Genomic DNA, 21,580 nt, shown 5'->3' on the forward strand with positions numbered 1-21,580 from the left:
TGCGGCAGATCTTTACGGGTCCGGGAAGCCGGTAGCCGTATGGGTATTTATGATCTACTATGAATGCTGCCGTCCAAAAGAACAATCGAAAATGAATTAATGTTCATTTTGTGCGATTGGTTCCCTCCCTTTGTACTAACGTCTTTCGTTCCGCTTTTCTACAATAGAAGTATTACAACGCAGAAAGGTTTTGACCTAAATGAGAGAACGGTTAAGCATGGACAAGGATTGGCTGTTCCATCACGGAGATATAGCTATCCCGGTGGAGAACAGCCACAAAGCGGTATACGGCAACGCCAAAGCAGGCGGCATCATGGGAGCGGCCAGCATCGAATGGAACGATAATGAGTGGGAGACGGTAGGGCTGCCGCATGACTGGTCTTACCGCCAGCCGTTCGACCGCGAGGGCGGGGTGCCGGACTTCGGCTATAAGCCGCGCGGCATCGGCTGGTACCGCAAGAAGTTCAAGCTGGAGCCGTCCGATAACGGCAGACAATTGCTGCTGGAGTTCGACGGCATCGCCACCTATGCGACGATTTATTTGAACGGCAGCGTGCTGGGGCGGAACTTCTGCGGCTATACCAGCTTCGTGGTGGATATCACGGACAACGTCTTCTATGGCGACCGCCCCAATTTGCTGGTGGTGAAGGTCGATGCCTCGGTGTCCGAGGGCTGGTGGTATGAAGGCGCGGGCATCTACCGCCATGTGTGGCTTACGAAGAAAGATCCGCTGTCCATCGCAGACCGCGGCATCTGGGTCAATCCGGTGAAGCAAGATGCGGACAAGTGGCTGACGAACGTGGAGACGAGGATTACGAATGAGCGGGAGACGGCAGCGGAGGTTGAACTCCTGTCCCGGGTAGTGCGTGCCGACGGAGCAGTGGTGGCGGAGGAACGGACCGCAGGCCGCGTGGAAGCGGGGGAAGCCGCCGTTCTGAAGCAGGAGCTGCCTGTTAGCTCGCCGCTGCTGTGGGATGTGGATGCTCCGCACCTGTACAAGCTGCATTCCACCCTGCTGGTGGACGGAGAAGAGCGGGACACGGTCACGACTTCTTATGGTTACCGCAGCATCCGGATCTGCCCCGATACCGGATTCTATCTTAATGAACGCCCGCTCAAGATCAAAGGCACCTGCAACCATCAGGACCACGCCGGAGTTGGCGTAGCGTTGCCGGACGCGCTGCATGAATACCGGATTGCACGGCTGAAGGCTATGGGAAGCAACGCTTACCGCTGTGCCCATCACAATCCTGCGCCGGAGCTGCTGGAGGCCTGCGACCGTCTCGGCATGCTGGTGATGGACGAGAACCGCAACTTTGACAGCTCGCCGGAAGGGCTGCGCCAGGTGGAGAATATGGTGACGCGCGACCGTAATCATCCGTCTGTTGTATTCTATAGCCTGTTCAATGAAGAACCGCTGCAGGGCACACCGGTCGGACGCAAAATGTTCAAGCGGATGAAGCAGGCGATCCTGCGTCTGGACGATACCCGTCCGGTTCTCGGGGCCATGAACGGCGGCGTTATGGAAGACGGCGGAACGGTCGACGTGATGGATATTGCCGGATTCAACTATATGCATGGCGGCTACGACCGCTTCCATGAGAAGCATCCGGGCCAGCCGATGATCGGGTCCGAGACGGTCAGTGCTTTTGCCACAAGAGGGACTTACGTCAGCGATACCGCGCTGCAGTTTTTTGACAGCTATGACCGGGAACGGGCGAATTGGGGCAACACCGCAAGGGAGTCGTGGCAAGCCATTAATACCCGCGACTATATGATGGGCACCTTTGTCTGGACAGGCTTCGATTACCGCGGCGAGCCGACGCCTTATGAATGGCCCAGCGTCAGCACCCACTTCGGCATCCTGGATACCTGCGGATTCCCCAAGGATTCCTATTACCTGTACCAGGCGTTCTGGCTGGACGAGCCGGTTGCGCATATCACAGGCGGCTGGAACTGGCCAGGGAAGGAAGGGCAGCCGGTGACCGTCATGACGCATACCAACTGCGATGAAGTGGAGCTGTATGTCAACGGGGAGCTGCGGTATAGACAGGCTGTCGAACTCTATGAGCAATGCCAATGGGAAATTCCTTATGAGCCGGGAACGCTAAGGCTGGAGGGGTATCGTCAGGGCAAGCGGGTCGCTGTAGATGAGAAAATAACGCCCGGGGCAGCTTGCGCGCTGCGCGTGGAGACGAGCAAGCCAGTCCTGCTTGGCGACGGGCGGGACGCGGTAGTTGTCAATGTCTACGCCATCGACGCCGCAGGGCGGTTTGTGGAGACGGCGGGGCAGCGGGTATCCTTCTCGCTGACCGGCAGCGGCATTATTCTGGGAGCGGGCAACGGCAATCCCAACTCCCACGAGCTGGACCATCTTATGGAGCGTTGCCTGTTCAATGGCTGCCTCCAGCTGATTGTCGGAAGTGTTGGCAGCGATGCGGGGCATACCGATATTGAACTGACGCTTCAGGGGGAAGGCTTGCAGCCTCTGGTGCAGGTCATCCCGGTAGAAGCGGTGGACGAGCCTCCCTATGTATTGTCTGTACACGAGCGTTATATCAACAGCTGGCTGCTGACACAGGAGCTCTCTCCGGAGCGTCCGGACCCCAATGTGGAGATTCATCCTACGGACATGAACTCCTGGGAGAAGGTCGACGTCAGCTTCGGGCCGCAGCAGCTGCTCCAGGGAGCAGACGGCTATGTGATTTACCGCAGCTCCATTACCCTCACAGAGCGTGAGAAGAGTAGCAGCCCGTATCTATATTTCCATGCGCTTAGCGGGGATACCGAAATCTATGTCAATGGCCGGCTGCTGGCCAAGCAGTCCTCTCCATGGCCAATGACCCTGGAGGTTGCGCTTGACGATGTGGAGCTTGGTGACGAGACGGTATTGTCCGTGCTGGTCGGCATTCAGCCGGATGTGTATAAGCCGGGCATTAACGGTGCGGTTTCGATGGGGTTGAGGGGGTAGGGGCCGGTCTATTTCTTTGTGAAGAGAGAGGCGGATTGCTATGAGAAATATTGTCCAGGATGCCCGGTTCCTTAGTCAAAGAGCTGAAGAGCTGTACTACTTCCAAGATGAATTTTATGTTCCAGATGAAACGGAAACGAGCTATTCTCCTTCAGGGAGGTACAAGCTTGACATCCATCATTATTATCATGAAGAAGGCATTACAAGATGGATATACACCAAAGGAATTGTTACGGATCTGAATGAGAACCACATTGATACCCTATTCAGAAACTACGATCCTTTTATATTCAGCTGGGTAGAAGCTCAGGGGAAGGAATATTTGCTCTGCGGGCTTGATTATCAGGGATACTCGATTATTGATTTATCGGGCCGGGAAACCAGGCACTATGTGCCGGAAGCAGCATACGAAGGGCATGGCTTTTGCTGGGCAGAGATTATTTATTTTGAGCAAAAAGAGCTGGTCGTGGTGGACGGTTGTTACTGGGCAGCTCCATATGAGCTTGTCTTCTACGACTTCTCCAGCCCGATGAGCCTCCCCTATCCGGAGTTATTTCGTGTAGAGGTCGACAGCATCTTGAATTGGAAGGACTGGAGAGAGGCTCATAGAATCACGTATGTGGATGAGGAGGGGATCGGCAGGGAGTTTGTTTTTTAGTGAAGGTCGCCAGCGTACGAGCATTCATAACACAATCCATTATTTCGTGCCGCCACCCGTCCGTGGCGGTTTTCTTGTTTATTCTACGTTTAGCGCTGTCGTGTAGAATAAATTAATGCGGAAAAAATGAAAATAATGGGGGAAAAGGCATTGAGATTTAAACGGATTATCGCTTTGTTGTTAGTGTTTATCATGGTTATACCGGGGGGCATAATCCATGCTGCTGATCCGGTATTCAAAGAGGATGCAAATTTAGCGAAGCAACTGCCTTCCGGGTTGATATTCCTGGAGGATACTGTTGATGTTACACATGAATCGTATGAGGCAGACATACGTGTTACCTTTTATTACGGGGAGGCGTCTTATAGTCCGGATTCTGTTCAATTATCCATTGTAGACGATAATCCGGTCGGCAAGCGGTTTGAGGGCAATAGACTGATTATTGATCAAGGAGCGCCCGCTGGAACGATTACAATCAAAGCGGGGTTGCCGGATAATTTTTATACTGTTCATACTATTACTGTGGTGAATTCTGGTGCGGGTAATCCGCAGCCTTCTCAGCCAAAAATATCCCACACACTGCTGGATACAAGCGATCTTAATCATCTCATCATAAGTGCAACGGCTTTGGATGATGGGGTTAACAAGGTACAGATCAGAACATTTTATAAGAATGCCTCTGGTATGTTACCGGGTGACATCGTAAATCTGGCGAGAGAAAGCGACAATAGTTCAGTATTTTCTGTAGACATTACCGATCAGGTCTCCAGTATGATGAGAGAGTCCAATGCCTATGAAATGATTTATTTCTTCACAATGTTAGATGGAGCCGGGGGATTCCTGCAATATCCCGAGAATATTGATATGAACTCGTTGGAGGGGGCTTTGACGGTTAAGCTGGCTGAAGCCCCGGACAATGGATCGGGAGAGCCTGAGCTCGATAAAGCTAGTTTGATTGCTAAGATTAATGAAGCGAAGGATTTATATGCTTTTTCAGTAGCTGGCAACGGCTTTGGGGAATATCCGGGAGAAGTGATGGATGCGTTGAATACAGCCATCGAAGCAGCATCCCATGCAAAGGATACAGCTACAACCCAGGCACAAATTGATGCTGCCTATCAGGATTTGGCGGGTTCCATAACGTCATTTAAGGCGGATGCCATCAAGGGAGCGAGTAAAGCGGACCTTATGGATAAATATGATGAAGCGATAATTCTCTATTGGAATACTTCATCAGGTGAAAGTGTTGGAGATTATCCGAAGCAAGCAAGGGATGTATTCTTTACGGGCATTGTGTCAGTAGAGGGGGTTCTAAACAACCCGGCACCTCCTCAAGATGAAATTGATGATGCCTACCAAAGGTTATATTATGCGATACAGGCATACCGTGCCGCACAAATCAAAGCAGGTGATCCTGCACCGCTTCAGGTGAAAATTGATGAAGCCTGGGAACTTTACCTTGAGAGTAAGGTAGGCGATGAACCTGGACAATATCCGGAAGCAGTTCACTCAGCCTTAGTAAATGCTATTTCAATGGCACAGGATACGATTTTTTTAACGACGACACAAAAGAAAATTGATGAGGCTTATCAAGCTCTATCCAAAGCGATGCAAGAACTCATTGATGCCAAAATCCCGGAGCCGGATAAAAAAGAACTGCTGCAGGCGAAAATTAATGAAGCACAGCTGTTATGGGATGTTGCCGACGTGGGGACAAGCATAGGCCAATATCCTGCTGAGGCAAAAGACTCGTTGGAAGCTGCCATATATGCGGCTAAGCAGGGGGTGAACAATGCTGCCACAGAAGCTGAACTGGATGCTGCCTATCAAGCATTGAATACCGCAATCACAACTTTTAATAATACTAAAATTAAGCGGGGAGATACCACGGCGCTTGAGGGAAAAATCCATGATGCCTGGATCCTTACGGTTACTAAAGAAGAAGGAAATGACTCAGGACAATACCCTTCTTCGGCATTCAACGATTTGCGCAGTGCCATCACTGCCGCAGAACAGTGGGTGACTGACCCGATAAATAACCCGGGAACTCAAGCGCAAATTAATGAAGCTTACGAAGTTTTGGTGAATGCGATCCAGACTTTCCTGGATTCCCAGAATACCGGACCTAACAAACAAGCACTCCAGAGTGCCATCGCAGTCGCCCAGTCATTTTTGAACAACAGTGTTGAAGGTACCGAAGTTGGACAATATCCGTCAGGTTCGAAGGCCATTCTTCAAGGTGCCATAGATGCTGCGTGGGATACGTTAACCAACCTGTCATCTACGCAAACAGAAGTTGATCAAGCGTTAGCTAACTTAACTGCTGCGTTGGAGGATTTTAAATTATTAAGAATTGAGCCCGGGGAGAGCACGTTCCTTCAGGACAAAATTCATGATGCGCAAGACCTTTTGCAAAATAGTGTAGAGGGCGATCATGTCGGAGAGTATCCGTCAGAAGCCTTCGACGCTTTGGAAAAGGCTATTGCAGATGCTGAGACTCTGATTGATTCCTCCGGGACACAACAACAGATCGATGCTGCCTATCAAGCTATAGTGCAAGCGATCGAAAATTTCGAAAATGCCAAGATTCAGGAAGGCGATTATATGCCGCTTCTAACAGCGGTATCGGAGGCAACGGCGCTTTATAATACTAGCCCGGAGGGCCACGGCGCAGGACAATATTGGCCTGAAGTCAAAGCGTTGTTCATGACAGCCATTGAGGCGGCAAACGTAGTATTGGGAGGGCCGTCTACTCAAGAAGAAATTTCGCAAGCGATGCAAGTACTTGCCAATGCAGTTGAAGAGTTTCAGAACTCCATGGTCCGCGAAGGGGATAGTACAAAACTTCAAGCAGCCATTGCCGAGTTGACAACCCTGCTGAGTAGTGTAAGTGAGGGCGATGACGCAGGTGAATATCCGGCAGGTTCAAAAGCGCTTTTGCAGGCAGCGGTTACTGCAGCGTCGAATGTGATCAGCGCACCAGCTACCCAAGAAGAGATTGATCATGCCTATGAGGTATTGGGAGACGCAGCAGATTTGTTCATAGCTGGAATCATTCCAACTGGCGATAACTCGAAAGCTCTCGGGAAAATTCAAGAGATAGGCCAGCTTTTGGAGGTCAGCGAAGCAGGCAACGGAGTCGGGCAATATCCGGCTGAAGCGATGGCAGCATTGCAAGCTGCATTCGATGCAGCGGTGCTAGTGCTCGATAAACCATCTTCGCAAGTGAAGCTGGATGCTGCGTATCAAGCCCTTGTGGATGCGGCCGATGTGTTTGAGAAGGCGCAGATGCAGGCTGGTGACAGCGAAGAGGCTGACGCAGTATTGACGGAAGCAGGAACGCTGCTGAAAGATAGCGTTGTAGGCGAGGGTGTAGGCCAATACCCGGCTGAAGCTGTCAACGCGTTGGAAGCTGCGATTGCAGCAGCGAAGGAAGTGTTTGAACACCCGGCAACACAAGCGCAGATCGATGAAGCGAAAGAAACGTTGGAAGCAGCCATCACCACATTTAAAGCTGCGGTGAATAAAGAAGGCGACAGCGAAGAGGCTGGCGCAGTAGTGACCGAAGCAGGAACGCTGCTGAAAGACAGCATTGTAGGCGAAGGCGTGGGCGAATACCCGTCTGAAGCTGTCAACGCGTTGGAAGCTGCGATTGCAGCAGCGAAGGAAGTTTTTGATCATCCGGCAACGCAAGCCCAAATCGACGCAGCGAAAGCGGCGCTGGAAGCAGCCATCACCACATTTAAAGATGCGGTGCATAAAGGAGGCGACAGCGAAGAAGCTGGCGCAGTATTGACGGAAGCAGGAACGCTGCTGAAAGATAGCGTTGTAGGCGAAGGCGTGGGCGAATACCCGTCTGAAGCTGTCAACGCGTTGGAAGCTGCGATTGCAGCAGCGAAGGAAGTGTTTGAACACCCGGCAACACAAGCGCAGATCGATGAAGCGAAAGAAACGTTGGAAGCAGCAATCACCACATTTAAAGATGCGGTGAATAAAGAAGGCGACAGCGAAGAGGCTGACGCAGTAGTGACCGAAGCAGGAACGCTGCTGAAAGACAGCGTTGTAGGCGAAGGCGTGGGCGAATACCCGTCTGAAGCTGTCAACGCGTTGGAAGCTGCGATTGCAGCAGCGAAGGAAGTGTTTGATCATCCGGCAACGCAAGCCCAAATTGACGCAACGAAAGCAGCGCTGGAAACGGCAGTAGCAGCTTTTCAAGCGGCAGTCATAAAAGCTGGAGATAGCGGAGAGGTTCAAACTAAAATTAACGCAGCGAAAACCCTCTTGAATGAAAGCACAGAGGGCAGCGGCGTAGGCCAGTATCCGGCAGGATCAAAGGCCATTCTGCAGGCTGCAATTACGGCGGCGGAAGAGGTCATCCGTACGGCAGCAACGCAAGCTGAGATTAACCAAGCCAATGAGAAGTTAACAGCGGCCTATAATGCCTTCCTGGCATCAGTAATCAAGAAGACGGATGATTCCTATACACCGCCGTCCACTACACCAACTACGCCAACTGTGGCGCAACCGTCAACTACGCAGCCTGTAGTACAGCCGTCAACCAAAATTACAGATGGGCTTAACACCGTTCAAACGGGACAAGGTACGGTGAAGGCTGCCGCGTCTGAGGTTCAAGCAATCATGAAGGCTGCAAAGCCGGTTATTCTTGAATCCACATTGGCAGTGATTGATTTTGGCAAGAATGGTTTGAACGTACAGGAGCTCAGACAAGGATTGGATGCTTCCCTGGAGTTAGGAGCCCTTCTGACAGAGAAGTCCACAACCGATAAAGTGCTGGCAGGAACCAAGCTGGATCAGGCTGGTTTGCAGCCGCTCGGCGGGAAGGTTCTCGACCTGATCGCCCAGCTGAATTATTCCAATGGCACAAGCACGAGAATCAAGAGCTTCGCTGAACCGGTCAAAGTCACAGTTAACTTGAAGGAGTTAGGCTTGACCGGGGATACCACCAATCTGACAGCAATCCGGTTCGTACCTCAGGCAGATGGCACGTATAAGACGATCAAGCTTGGAGGGGTCTATCTCCCGGAAACGAACAGCTTCGAGTTCTATACCGACAGCTTCAGCTTGTACAGCATTGTTAAGGCCGATTCCATTACCAAGATTACATTCAAGATTGACAGCAAGGCGTATTCTATCGGAGCGATCGATAAGGTTAACGACGTACCGCCGGTGATCCGGGAACAAAGATCTCTGGTCCCCGTCCGGGCCGTAGCGGAAGCCTTGGGTGCTGAAGTTAAGTGGGATCATGCAACCAAGACCGCTACCATTACGCTTGACGGTAAAGTGCTGACCATGACTTTGGGAGAACTAATCGAAGGGATGGACGTACCTGCACAAGCAATCGACGGCAGAATCATGGTGCCGCTGCGTTACGTCTCGGAAACCCTGGGAGCATATGTCATGTGGTTCCCGCAAGACAAACGGATCGAGATCATCCGCTAGCATAATCTTAATCAAAATAAGCCGATTGCCTGTTTACGGGCAATCGGCTTTTGTCTGTTTACTTGATCAATCTGTGCATCATCTCACGGCTGGGGGCGCCCGGCTGCGTTCCGAGCTCCTGCAGCAGGACCTCCTCCAGCTTGCGGTACCGCCGGATGGCCTCGCTTGTCCGTCCCAGTCCGATCAACAGCCCCATGACCTGTACGGTGATATCCTCGCGCAGGGCATCGATCAGGAGGATTTGATCATATGCCTGCAAAGCCTGCTCCACCTCATGCCGCTCAAGATAGAGACGGGCGGCCAATTCCAGGAGTTCTATATAATCCTGCTCCAGACGGCGTGTCTTGGTGCCGGCCCACTCATAGGTTTTGCCCTTAAGGAAAGGTCCGGTATACCAAGCTGCCGCCTGTTTCAATAGTTCCTTGCGCCCGTCGCGGCCCAGTCTGATTTCCCTCAGCGCGTGCTCGAACGTGTACAGGTCACAGGACAGGGAATTCTCCACGATCTGTACCTCATTCCGGCCTGCCAGCAGGCAGACCTTAAGCCCGCTTTCACTGATAGCCTTGCGAATATAATATAGATTGCTATTCAGGTTGTTGCTTGCCTTGTCGGAAGCTAGCCCGCTCCACAGGGTGTCCATGATTTCGTCACGGCTGACAGAGCGCTTATATAGTAGAAAAGCGAATAACTCCTCTGTCTTGGGACTCCTCAGCTTAAGGGACTTCCTGTCCGGACCGGGATGCACCAGCTTAAACCCGTCAAACATGTGCACCTCAAGCATAGGCTCCGCCTGCCTGCGTATCGGCCGCCTCAGGATTTTATCCAGGGCTTGCCTCACGCGTTCAGCTGATACCGGCTTCAGGAGGTAGTCTGTCGCGTTAATGTCGAATGCCTGAAGGGCATATTCCTCATAGCCGGTGACGAATACTATGTCCATGGCCCGATACAGCTCGTGAAGCTGCCGGGACAACTTCATCCCGTTTACCTCCGGCATAGAAATGTCCAGAAAAGCAATATCCACAGGGTTCTCCCTGGCATATTCATAGGCCATGAGCGGATTCTGGAAGGTCTGGCAGACCACGACCTCACCGCTCTCTGACAGGATCCGGCTCAGCCGTTTCAGTGAAGGCTGTTCATCATCGACAATAATTACCCGCAGCATATGTTCACCTCCTTAATGCATAGAAGACTCAGCTGGAAGGTCAAACCAAATCTTGGTGCCTTTCCCCAGACTGCTCTCAATCTGTAGCTCCCGGCCATACAATAGCCTGAAGCGCTGTCTGATATTCCATAGCCCTACTCCTTTTTTATCCATAACGGCCCTCTGCAAATCTTCGAGCAGTTCAGGGCTCATCCCCTGCCCGTTGTCCTCAATAGCCAACCGGATCTCGCCATTCTCCAGCCGGCCAGCAGACAATCTGACCAGGCCGCCGCGATAACCGGCCATTAGCCCATGCCGGATTGCATTCTCGACCAGCGGCTGAAGCATCAGCGGCGGGATGAGAATCCCGGTATCCACCTTAATCTCATAGTCTACCTGCAGCCGGTCTCCGAAGCGCACCTGTTCAATATAGACATAAGCTTTAACCAGATTCAGCTCCTTCTCAAGGGTCGTCAGCGAAGCAAGCTGCTTGAAATCAAAGCTGGCCCGTAAATAATGCGATAGCTTGAGCGTCAGCTCCTCCGCCTGATCTGGCTCGTCCACACATAATTCTGCGATGGCATTCAGCGCATTATAGAGGAAGTGCGGATTGATCTGTGCACGCAAAAAGGCAATCTCGTTATCCCGTGCTTCTTTCACAGCGGTCTTCAGTTGAATCAGACTGCGAATGCGGGCGAGCAGCTCCTCGGCTTCAAAGGGCTTCTCCACATAATCGTTGGCTCCGTTCTCCATCGCCAGCTGGATCTCTACAGCCTTGTTACGGGCCGTCAGCATGAGCACCGGCAGCTCGAAGAGGGAATACTTGGCCCTTATCTGCTTCAGTACCTCATAGCCCGTCATGTCCGGCATAGCAATATCCAGCAGCACCAGGAGAAACTCTGGCCTGCGGATGAGTTCATCCAGAGCAAGCTGGCCGCGGTGTACGGCAACCATGGAGTAGCCTGCAAGCGATAGCAGACTGACCATGGCCTGGAGATTGGCATAATCATCGTCTACCACGAGAATCCATTGATTAAGTCTGCCGGCTATGACCTGGGGGTACACAGGCTGAAGCATTCCTGCCCTTGCCTGCGGCAGCTCCTTCTCCCATGGATGCTCGGAGCTCTCCTGCTGCTGCTCATCATGATCTGCCAGAGGAAATGTGAAGTTGAACTCTGATCCCTGCCCGGGGCTTGAGACTGCGTGAATGGTTCCACCGTGCAGCTCGACCAGCTTCCGTGTGATGCTGAGCCCCAGGCCGGTGCCGCCAGGAGGGGGGGCTGCCGGGCGCTCCGCCTGCTCGAAATCCTCAAAGATCCGCTCCAGCATATGAACGGGAATGCCCCATCCGGTATCCCGGACACTGATCTTAGCCCACCCGCGTTGTAGCTCAGCCTCAATACTCACCAGCCCGTTGTCGGAATACTGCACCGCGTTGCCAAGCAAGTTATGCAGGATTTGAATCAAGCGGTTGCTGTCTGCCCGCACAGGCGGGAAATCCGCCGGAATCCGGTTCTCAAAGGTAATCGCTTTTCCGCCGAGCAGAAACCAGTGAACGCGCAGAACTGAGTCTGCAACCGTCCGCAGATCCACGCTGCTGGGGTACAGCTTGAAGTCGCCGTGCTTCATTTTGGAATAATCCAGCAGTTCATTCACCAGCAGCGTTAATCTTCTTCCGCTTCCCATTACGATGGCCAGATTGCGGTTCTGATTCTCCGTCAGCGGACCCTCTGCTCCCTTCAGCAGTGTATCCGTGATGCTGACGATTGCATTGAGCGGTGTTTTCAGCTCATGGGAGGTGGTGGACAGGAAGTCATCCTTGAGCTTGTCCATATCCAGCAGCCGGATTCGCATTTTGTCCATGGTAGTGTAAGCTTCAAAGAACCAGAGGATGATCAGGAAAATGACCACCAGATTGAATACCACCATATAAAATTGCGCAAGAACAAGGTCCTCTTTGATGGACATGCCAAGCAATAGGGCATCGACTGAATACAGGATGAGGGTGAGTGTTACCAGGAAAAGCAGCAGCGACTTCAGGGCATTGGCGGCAGTGCCGCGGATGTGAAACCAAGCCGCCCTCCAGAGCAGGACAAACAGAAGCGCTTCATAGCAAACTCCGATAAAAGTGGAGAATTCTGTGTATGTACGGATCGGCAGGAGGATCGACAGTACGACGAAGCCGCCAAGAACCAAGGCTACCAGCCGCGCCTGTCTTAAGGAAACCAGGCTGCGTGACATCTGGTTGAACAAGAAGGTCAGCAGAATGAAGCAGACGATGGAGATGACATCCTTGACTTTGTATATAACCTCAAAGGGAACATCAGGCATGAACAAGAGAAGCGGCCGTTCGCCGACCAGGCCATAATATAGAGTATAGAGAAAGCAGATAAGGGAATACAGCAGAAGGGTGATGTCCCGCTTGCGGTAAAAGGCTGCGACCAGATAGCAGATCAGGCAAACCATGGCGAGCGTGCTGAGGATGGCCAGCATACTGAACTCTCTTGCTGTGCTCTTCTGCTGATGCTCCATCATCGCCGATTGCTCGCCAAAGTACAGCGAAACCGGGATTCCGCCGTTGACATAATCGAAATTCGCCACTTGAATGAGAATCTCCGCCTCACCAGCCGCGGAAAAAAAGCCCATCTGCGGTTTATTTCCAGGCACGTAAGAGGAGGAGGAGCTTGCGGGCGTGCCATCTTCAAACAGCTTATGACCATTGACAAATATGGCGCTGGAGAAGCGGATATTGGTCTTTTTTATAGCATAAACAGTGTTCGCGGGGGCATTCTTCAGTACCATACGGTAAGTGGCGTAGCCAAAAGCCGGAATAGGCTTCCCTTCGACCAGGCTGCCGTTCCAGGGGGAGGGGACCGACATCCGGATCATCGGTTTGGGTGGGTTAACTGCCTTGAAATCGTCGGAAGTAAGCAACTGATTCCAGTAGAACTCCCACTCTCCATCCAGTTTAATACGCTTATCCACTGCGGGGTTCCACGAAGAAAGATCCATAACGCCTTCCCGGACCTGAATTCCCTGTGTGCTGCGATCGCTGTCCAGGAAGATTGATAGGGGAATGAGCGAGCAACCAATCAAGCTGATTAGAATGATCAGAATAGCTCTTCTGCGCATGTTGCCCGCTCCTTTATCATCATAAGTTACTAGTATCGGTACAACTAATCAGCCATTAATATTAGCATTTAACAGATAGGCTTTCAATTAGAATTCACACGGGAAAAGTCTATATTTGCCGGATCTACTCCACCAGCCCCGTCAAATACCCGTAATGCTCACCCTCCATCTGGTCTAGAGGGATGAAGCGGATAGAGGCGCTGTTGATGCAGTAGCGCTTGCCGCCGCGGTCAGCGGGACCGTCGTCGAAGACATGGCCCAGGTGAATGTCGCCGGCTTGGCTGCGGACCTCGGTGCGTTCCATGCCGAAGCTGGTATCCGTATCATAGGTGACGACCTGCGGGGCGATCGGCTTCGTGAAGCTGGGCCAGCCGCAGCCGGAATCGTATTTATCCTTGCTGGAGAAGAGGGGCTGACCCGTGGCGATATCGACATACAGGCCAGGCTCATAGTTATCCCAATACTCGTTGCTGAAGGCACGCTCCGTGTCATTCTTGACGGCTACCGCGTATTGGTCGGCGGTTAATCGCTCCTTCAGTTCTGCGTCGGAAGGGCGCGGGTATTGGGCCGGATCGATAACCGGCTCTTGCTCATCCAGGATGCTTAAGTCAATGTGGCAATACCCGTTCGGGTTCTTCTCTAAGTAGTCCTGATGATATTCCTCCGCCAGATAGTAGTTCTCCAGAGGAAGGACTTCCGTTACGATCTTCTTGTCATATTTGGTCTGCTCCTGGGCTACGGCCTGCTGGATAACAGCTGTATCCTCCGGGGACGAATAGTAGATTCCTGTCCGGTATTGAACGCCCCGGTCATTACCTTGCTTGTTGAGGCTGGTCGGATCAACGACCTTGAAATAAGCTTCCAGGAGCTGCTTCAGGGTGACCTGCTTCGGATCATACTTCACATGCACAGTCTCCGCGAACCCCCGGTCCCCGCGAATGACATCCTCGTAGGTCGGGTTCTCACCTTTCCCGTTGGCATAGCCTGAGGTGACGTCCTGAACGCCCTGAATGCGGGCCATATACGCTTCCACGCCCCAGAAGCAGCCGCCCGCCAGATACAGGTCACGCAGATCCTTGTCAGCTATACTTGCGGTCTTGACCGCTGGAACTGGAGCGGCTGCTGAGGCGGAGCTCATTCCCGCGAAGGTGTCCTTAATCTGCTCGTTGGAGGCATGACCCGGGAGGGACTTCACCAGCAACCCTTCTTCATCGATATAAAAAGAACTGGGATACGCCCGTACCTGAAACTCCTTGGCCCATGTCCCATCCTCATCGAGCAGCACGGTCAGATTGTCATACGACTGCTTGTTGAACCAGTCCGTGAACTCCTTGGCGGATTTCTCGCCCTTGTAGCCGGGAGTTACAATCGATACCACCTGGAAATCCTTCTCCTGTCCGGCCAGCGTATTCAGTTCCTCCAAACCGGCAAGACAGATGGAGCACCAGGAGGCCCAGTATTTCACATACACGTTCTTGCCTTTCAGATCCTCCAGCTTCATAGGGTCGCCCTTCAGATCATTTAATGCGAATGCGGGTGCTGGCTTCCCCTTGTTCATGGTTGCCGGGGAGTCCGTCTTACCAGATGCTGTATCGGACTTCGCACCGCATGCAGCCAGGATCGACAGCAGGCCGCCAATCACCAGCATATATCCCATCCACTTCCATATCTTTTTCATACCAGATTCCTCCACCGGTTATTGAATCCAGCTCACAATCGTATTCAGCTGGTCTGTCATTAGCAGTAGCCCCATGGCGATCAGCATACAGCCGGAGGCGATCTTGATCCCTCCCATGAACCGGTACAAGCGGCGAATCCGCTGCACCAGATAGTCCGAGAAGACGGATAGTACGAGAAAAGGAATCGCCAGACCCAGCGTATACAGCAGCATGAGGAATCCTCCGTAAGCAGGGGAGCCTTCCCCGGCAGCGATACTGAGAATGCCCGCGAGTACCGGGCCGATGCACGGCGTCCACCCGAAGCTGAACGTCAGGCCGAGCAGGAAGGCCCCGATATAGCCGCCGCGTGCAGCGCGGGGACTGGACAGCTTTTTTTCCCGTTCCAGCCAGGAGATCTTGATCAGTCCGGTCTGGTAGATTCCGAATAAGATGACAATCGCTCCGCAGACGGCAATGAACCTGGAGCTTGAAATGACATTGCCAAGAATACCGGAGCCGAAGCCCAGGGTGATGAAGACCACAGACAGTCCAAGCACGAAGATTAGGGTCCGCAGCATGAATACCGAACGGAACCGCAAGGAGCCTGTGTCCACCCCGCCCTGATTCACATTGCCCGCCAGGCTTCCGGACAGATACGAGACATAGACCGGAAGCAGCGGCAGAATACAGGGTGCAAAAAACGATAATACCCCTGCGCCGAAAACGCCGAACAGGAATACAAAATCACCAGCCATCTCTGTCACCACCTATATGAGTACTGCTTCTCTAACGCTAAGGCTTACCGGCTGGTGTAGATGGGAACCGTGAACCAGAAGCAGCTTCCTGAACCCTTATTGCTCTCTACACCAATCTTGCCGCCATGCAGCTCCACAATGGATTGTGCGATGGCAAGACCCAGTCCGGCGCCTCCGCTATTCTTACTGCGCGATTTATCTATCCGGTAGAACCGTTCGAAGATCCGTGCGGTCTCCGCCGCTTCAATTCCCTGCCCCTCATCGCTTACGGCGATCCGCAGGAACGGGCCTTCCTCGGCGGCGGACAGGACGATATGGCCTTCTTCAGGAGAATGTTGAATGGCATTCTGCACAAGATTGGACAGTACCCGCTTGATCTGCGTGGGCATCATCAGGGCCGCGGGCAGCTTATCCGGCAGCTCAATCTCGACCTTCAGCCGCTTCTCCGCCAGATGGAAGGAGAAGCTCTCCAGCGTGCTGATCAGCAGCTCATCTGCATGGCAGGGCTGCGGGTCGAAGGTTCCGCCGCTCGCCTCCAGACTGGATAGCTCAAAGAGGTCCTGGATCAGCCCCGCCAGCCGCTTCGTCTCCAGCCGGATCGTATTCAGATACCGCTGGAAGGTCTCTTCGTCCTTGATCACATCATCCTCCAGCGCCTCCACGAACGACTGAATGGAGGCAAGAGGGGTCCGCAGATCGTGGGAGACATTCGCAATCAGCTCCCGCCGGGCAGACTCGGACTGGTGGAGATGGTCGAAGCTCTCTTTTAACTTACTGCTCATCTCATTGAATTGCCGGGCTAACAGCTTGAACTCGTGCGGGCCGATCGTGGGGACTTCGGTGTGGAAATCCCCCTCGGCAATCCGTACCGTCTGCTCCGTAATCCGGGCAATGGACTTCTCCACCGGCCGCGTCAGCAGATGCTGCAGGATGAAGGAGAGCAGGCCGATCCCGGCTGTGATGCCGGACAGATAATATAGCTGATCGATGGTCAGCAGCATTTTGGAATAGCTGACAAATAAACAGATGAGCAATACGCCAATGCCTGTGAAGCTGGACAACAATAAATACGTACGCAGTTTCATTAGATGCCATCACCCGCAAACTTATAGCCGATTCCCCAGACCGTCTTGATGTATTTCGGGTCAGAGGGGGTCTGTTCGATCTTCTCCCGTAATCTCCTTATATGCACCGTAACGGTAGTCGTATCTCCTTCATAGCTGAAATCCCAGATCTTGCTCAGCATCTGCGTCCGGGAGAACACCTGCCCCGGATGGCTCGCCAGCAGATAGAGCATTTCGAATTCGGTCACCGTCAATTCAATCGCCTGCCCGCTGATCTCCACGGTACGCTTCCCGACATCGATAGTCAGTCCTTCGTACTTGATCGTGTGCTCAGCGGCGGTAGCCGGCGATACCTGGACATATCTCATTCTGCGCAGAATCGCCTGCACTCGCAGTACGAGCTCCCTTGGACTGAAGGGCTTGGTCAGATAATCATCCGCTCCCATCGTCAGTCCCATCAGACGATCCTGTTCCTCGCCGCGCGCCGTCAGCATGATGATCGGGAGATCTTCGGTCTGCCGGATCTCGCTGCACACTTCCCAGCCATTCTTATGCGGCATCATGAGATCAAGCACAATCAGGCTTGGAGACTGGCTGCGCCATAGCTCTAGCGCTTCCAAGCCGTCCTTGGCGGTGGTGACCAGATACCCCTCCCGTTCCAGATACCTGCGGCAGACATCGGTAATATTCGGATCATCATCCGCGACCAGCACTCGTTCATTCATCCTAACCCACCCCATATCCGGAAAAATCCATTTGATTCCATCATATCACAGGGTGAGGACATCGCTCATCCCGTCTTATTTCATGGCCTTGGCAGGCTTCATGTACATGGTCACTACCGTATCCGCCACATAAGTGCTGCCGTCATACAGAGCCGGAGCCATGCTCAGATTGACCGTTTTACCGTCGACCATCATTTTTTTCGACCCAATCATTACCTTGATCATCTTGGCTGCCGGCTTCATGCTGTTGTCCATCATCTTGCCGTCGTCCATCATCTTGCCGTCGTCCATCATCTTGCCGTCATCCATCATCTTGTCATCATCCATCATCTTGCCGTCGTCCATCATCTTGCCGTCGTCCATCATCATGCCATCGTCCATCATCTTGCCGTCATCCATCATCTTGCCATCATCCATCATCTTGTCGTCATCCATCATCTTGTCCATGTACATCAGCGATACGGAGCGGTCTTTGCTGTTCCATTCAATGCTGTAGCCGTACATCATGGCGGCCTGTCTTAGGTTCATCAGCTCCATGCCATCTTTTTTCATCGTCTTGATGCCTGCCGCTGCGCCGGCGATGCCGGACACCGCCAGAGAGAGTACCAATACTGCCGCCAGCATGAACCGTTTGCCTGCTTTGCTGTTAACCATGCTTATCACGCTCCATATCTTTTTAGTGGTTTACATGGAACAGCATAAGCGGCAGAGCTTACGATTCTCTAAGCGAAACCTTACGATTGTATTACGGCAGCAGAGTGAGCGTATAACTTCTCCCTATAGCCAGATATCAGTTATAAGTGTTACGTCTCTGATCGTACTCCATGCTAGAATTTATACACAAAGACAGAACAGTGGAACTAGAGGAGGGCTAATCATGTGTGATAGATTTCAGATCGTAGGCAGCCTGCTACGTCCGGCGGAGCTATTAGAATATAAGCAGCAAATCGAACACCGGGACGATATCCAGTATCCTTTTTACGAGGATTTCCAGGGCTATGAGCAGTGTGAAGCGAAGGCGATACAGTCGGTAGTCGAGCAAGCGAGCGAGAATGGGCTGACAATTCTGACGGATGGGGAGTACTCCAAGTCGATGTGGCATCTGGACTTCGTGTGGGGCTTCCAGGGGATTCAGCGCTATATTGCGCCTCACGGGTATTTCTTCAGAGACATTGACGGCACCTCCAAATACGAGACGCGAAAAGACATCGGTCTGCGCATCACAGGTGAACTCGGCGGGAAGAATCACCACTTCCTTCAGGCGTACCGCCAGCTTCAGGAGCATGCCGGAGACCGGGAGACGAAGCTGTGCGTGCCTTCGCCGTCTCATATCTTCGGAGAGCTGTCCTGGTCGGATAACCTTGGCGGCGAGGGTGCAGTGTACCAGAACCGTGATGAGCTGAAGGCGGGTCTGGTGACGGCGTATAAGGATTTCGTAGGGGAATTCGCAGCCGCTGGCGGTAAGATTCTGCAATTCGACGACTGCCTCTGGGAGCTGTTCGCGGACGATAATCCGAATTCGCCATTTACCGGTGAGGCAATCAACCATGAGGAAGTACAGAGTCTCGCCACAGAGTTCATCGATATTAACAACACCATTATTGATTACGGACATAGCCTGGGGTTGCTCATGTGGACCCATAACTGCCGCGGTAATTATGATTCCCGGAATATGGGCGGCGGCTCTTATGTGAAGATTGCCAACCTGTTCCTGAAGCAGCTGAAGTACGACCGCTTCTTCCTGGAGTGGGACGACGAACGCGCTGGCTCGCTGGAGGCACTTGCTGTGTTCAAGGATAGACCGGAGACGGAAATTGTACTTGGCTTGCTGTCTTCCAAAACCAGTACGCTTGACGATGAGACCCGTGTCCTCCGCATGCTGGATGAAGCGTCCACGATCATTCCGAAGGAGAGATTACTGCTCTCCCACCAATGCGGCTTCGCGTCCTGCGACGGCGGCAACGAATTGACGGAAGCGGAGCAATGGGCGAAGATCAGACAGGGGCAAAAGATTGCCCAGCAATACTGGGCTTAACTTCATTAATAGGTAGCAGCTGTTCATAAATAGGTAGCAACTGTTCATAAAAGCAAGCCCGCATCTGACAACAGGATGCGGGCTTGCTGCTGTTTATGAAACTAAGTAGTCTTTGAAACATCTGAATGAGGAGCAGATGGAATGTATATGAAAAACCGAACACAATATGCTACCACGAAGGTAAGTTGCCCAATGTATACGGAAATCCGAATACATTGGGTGCTGCTATGCTCCACAGCCAGTAACATTTATAGAGAAATCCTGCAGGAAGTGCAACAATACTGCCCCATAGATGCGGTCTATGCTGAAATCCTGCAAGAAATGCAACAAATTCAGCGCTAATCTGCTCTAAACACCGAAATTTGTGCAAATAATGCAACATTGTACTTCAGCCAGTAATAGGTAAGGAGGAATCCTGCAAGAAGTGCAGCAATTCTCTATACAAGCGGCTGGTGAGAGAAGGCATCAGCATCCTTCACCCGGTAGGGTGATTTCCTAATGTTTCCGTCTATATCACCTGCTATATAGATTAAACTTGAAAATTTAAGTTAAGGGAAAAGTGGCGGAGGGGAATTTTGGAACTGTAGGAGCGGTAGCGTCCGCCTGAAAGCTTTCCGCAGGAAAGCTCGCATCGTAAGCATAGGCTGTGTTTGGATTTCCACCGTGCGTAGCAGTTTTAATCAAGAAATTCAAACACAACAGTGCGGAAGTCCAAAACTTCTCTGGAGTCACGGCCATCCCAAAACAAAAAAATCATTAGTTCAATTTATATAGCTTAAACACCATGTCGCATTTATCCGGCTGCAATGTCGCAAAAGTACATGGAAACAGAGGCTACAGATCGGCTATACTCGCTGTAACAATTATGATAATGAAAATCATTATCACATAATACATAACAGGGGGAGTCAGCGTGAACAGAGCAACACAGAAACAAGGGGCCGGCAGGAAGAAATTCGCCGCTGGGCAATCAGGATTATTCATGGTATGGATGCTGGCGCTGGTACTGGTACTTACAGCTTGCGGTTCTGGGGGAGGCACGAATGCAGGTACAGCCGCACAGCCGTCTGCATCAGCGGAGCCGTCTCCATCGCCTGAAGCACAGACGCAGGCAACACCGGAGGCACAGGCTACAGCAGCCTACCCGGTTACCTTCAAACATATCAAGGGCGAATATACGCTTACGGAGAAGCCGAAGGTGATCGCTGTGCTTGACGTGAAATTCGCCGATCAGCTGATCGCGCTTGGAGAGAAACCGACAGGCAGCGTAGTTGCCGGAACCAAGGACGAGTTCCCGGAATATCTGAGTGCTCAAATGGACGGGGTGAAGGTCCTGGGTACACGCGATGAGCCCAATCTGGAAGCAATTGTGGCGCTGAACCCGGATCTGATCTTGATGACTGATTTTCAGGAGGAGGCCTATGAGAGTGTTAGCAAAATCGCGCCTACCATCGTCCTGGACTTCTATGAGGATTGGCGGGATACGCTGGCTACCATCGGTACAATAACAGGGAAGCAGGCAGAGGCTGAAGTGGTGAAGAAGGCCTACGAGGACAAAATCACCGGGCTGCGTGAGCAGCTGTCGGCGAAGCTGGGCGACGAGACGGTGGCGCTGATTCGTCCAAGACCGGAAGGAATTCGGGTACATGGTCCCGAGCACCGGACAGGAAGCATTCTGTATGAGGATCTGGGATTAAAGGCTCCAGCGTTCGTTCAGGCGATCAAGGATGATACCTCAGTTGAAATATCGATGGAGACTGTCTCTGATATCGGGGCAGATCACTATTTCCTGCTCTCGGATGATCTGTTCGCCAAAGAGGCAGAGGCTCTGGCCAGCAGTCCGATCTGGAAATCCCTTGATGCAGTCAAGAATAACCGTGCCTATGATGTGAATTCAACGCTCTGGATCGCGTACTATGGTCCTCTTGCGATTAATATTATTGTAGATCAGGCCTCGGAAGCGCTGCTTGGAGCTCACTGA

General features: G+C 52.4%; 12 protein-coding genes. 5 read left to right on the forward strand and 7 right to left on the reverse strand.

What is annotated here, in order from left to right; all coding sequences use genetic code 11:
- Positions 1 to 199 precede the first annotated feature (199 nt).
- The 3 genes from galA to MKY12_RS02225 all read left to right on the forward strand — a co-directional run bounded on the left by galA (position 200) and on the right by MKY12_RS02225 (position 9,089).
- Positions 200 to 2,971, forward strand: a complete 2,772-nt coding sequence (galA, locus tag MKY12_RS02215) for a beta-galactosidase GalA (protein ID WP_339312749.1) — start codon at positions 200 to 202, stop codon at positions 2,969 to 2,971.
- Positions 2,972 to 3,011: 40 nt separating this feature from the next.
- A complete protein-coding gene (locus tag MKY12_RS02220) occupies positions 3,012 to 3,629 on the forward strand; it encodes a hypothetical protein (protein WP_339312751.1) in 618 nt (205 codons plus the stop codon).
- 135 nt (positions 3,630 to 3,764) lie between these two features.
- Positions 3,765 to 9,089: a stalk domain-containing protein gene (locus MKY12_RS02225; protein ID WP_339312753.1), complete on the forward strand. Its 5,325-nt coding sequence runs from the start codon at positions 3,765 to 3,767 to the stop codon at positions 9,087 to 9,089.
- Between the two features lie 58 nt (positions 9,090 to 9,147).
- Here the strand turns inward: MKY12_RS02225 and MKY12_RS02230 are convergent, their stop codons facing one another.
- The 7 genes from MKY12_RS02230 to MKY12_RS02260 form a co-directional block, all read right to left on the reverse strand.
- Entirely contained in the window at positions 9,148 to 10,251 is a 1,104-nt protein-coding gene (locus tag MKY12_RS02230) for a response regulator (protein ID WP_339312754.1), read from the reverse strand.
- A 12-nt stretch (positions 10,252 to 10,263) separates the two neighbouring features.
- Positions 10,264 to 13,362 carry an ATP-binding protein gene (locus MKY12_RS02235; RefSeq protein WP_339312755.1) on the reverse strand — a complete coding sequence of 1,033 codons (3,099 nt, stop codon included), beginning with the start codon at positions 13,360 to 13,362 and terminating at the stop codon, positions 10,264 to 10,266.
- Between the two features lie 124 nt (positions 13,363 to 13,486).
- Positions 13,487 to 15,040: a bifunctional peptide-methionine (S)-S-oxide reductase MsrA/peptide-methionine (R)-S-oxide reductase MsrB gene (msrAB, locus tag MKY12_RS02240; RefSeq protein WP_339312757.1), complete on the reverse strand. Its 1,554-nt coding sequence runs from the start codon at positions 15,038 to 15,040 to the stop codon at positions 13,487 to 13,489.
- 18 nt (positions 15,041 to 15,058) lie between these two features.
- Positions 15,059 to 15,775 (reverse strand): cytochrome c biogenesis protein CcdA, encoded by a 717-nt coding sequence (locus MKY12_RS02245; RefSeq protein WP_339312759.1) that lies wholly within the window; start codon positions 15,773 to 15,775, stop codon positions 15,059 to 15,061.
- A gap of 44 nt (positions 15,776 to 15,819) precedes the next feature.
- Positions 15,820 to 16,860 (reverse strand): ATP-binding protein, encoded by a 1,041-nt coding sequence (locus MKY12_RS02250; RefSeq protein ID WP_339312761.1) that lies wholly within the window; start codon positions 16,858 to 16,860, stop codon positions 15,820 to 15,822.
- On the reverse strand, positions 16,860 to 17,564 hold the full coding sequence (locus MKY12_RS02255; protein WP_036730789.1) for a response regulator transcription factor: 705 nt from the start codon (positions 17,562 to 17,564) through the stop codon (positions 16,860 to 16,862). Before MKY12_RS02255 ends, MKY12_RS02250 begins: the two co-directional genes overlap by 1 nt.
- A 75-nt stretch (positions 17,565 to 17,639) precedes the next feature.
- On the reverse strand, positions 17,640 to 18,218 hold the full coding sequence (locus MKY12_RS02260) for a hypothetical protein (RefSeq protein ID WP_339312762.1): 579 nt from the start codon (positions 18,216 to 18,218) through the stop codon (positions 17,640 to 17,642).
- A 223-nt stretch (positions 18,219 to 18,441) separates the two neighbouring features.
- Between MKY12_RS02260 and MKY12_RS02265 the strand changes: the two genes are divergently transcribed.
- Positions 18,442 to 19,599: a 5-methyltetrahydropteroyltriglutamate--homocysteine methyltransferase gene (locus MKY12_RS02265; protein WP_339312764.1), complete on the forward strand. Its 1,158-nt coding sequence runs from the start codon at positions 18,442 to 18,444 to the stop codon at positions 19,597 to 19,599.
- Between the two features lie 913 nt (positions 19,600 to 20,512).
- Positions 20,513 to 21,580, forward strand: a complete 1,068-nt coding sequence (locus MKY12_RS02270) for an iron-siderophore ABC transporter substrate-binding protein (RefSeq protein ID WP_209875348.1) — start codon at positions 20,513 to 20,515, stop codon at positions 21,578 to 21,580.

The organism is Paenibacillus sp. FSL M7-0896 (assembly GCF_037975415.1).
Classification (GTDB): domain Bacteria; phylum Bacillota; class Bacilli; order Paenibacillales; family Paenibacillaceae; genus Paenibacillus_AQ; species Paenibacillus_AQ silagei.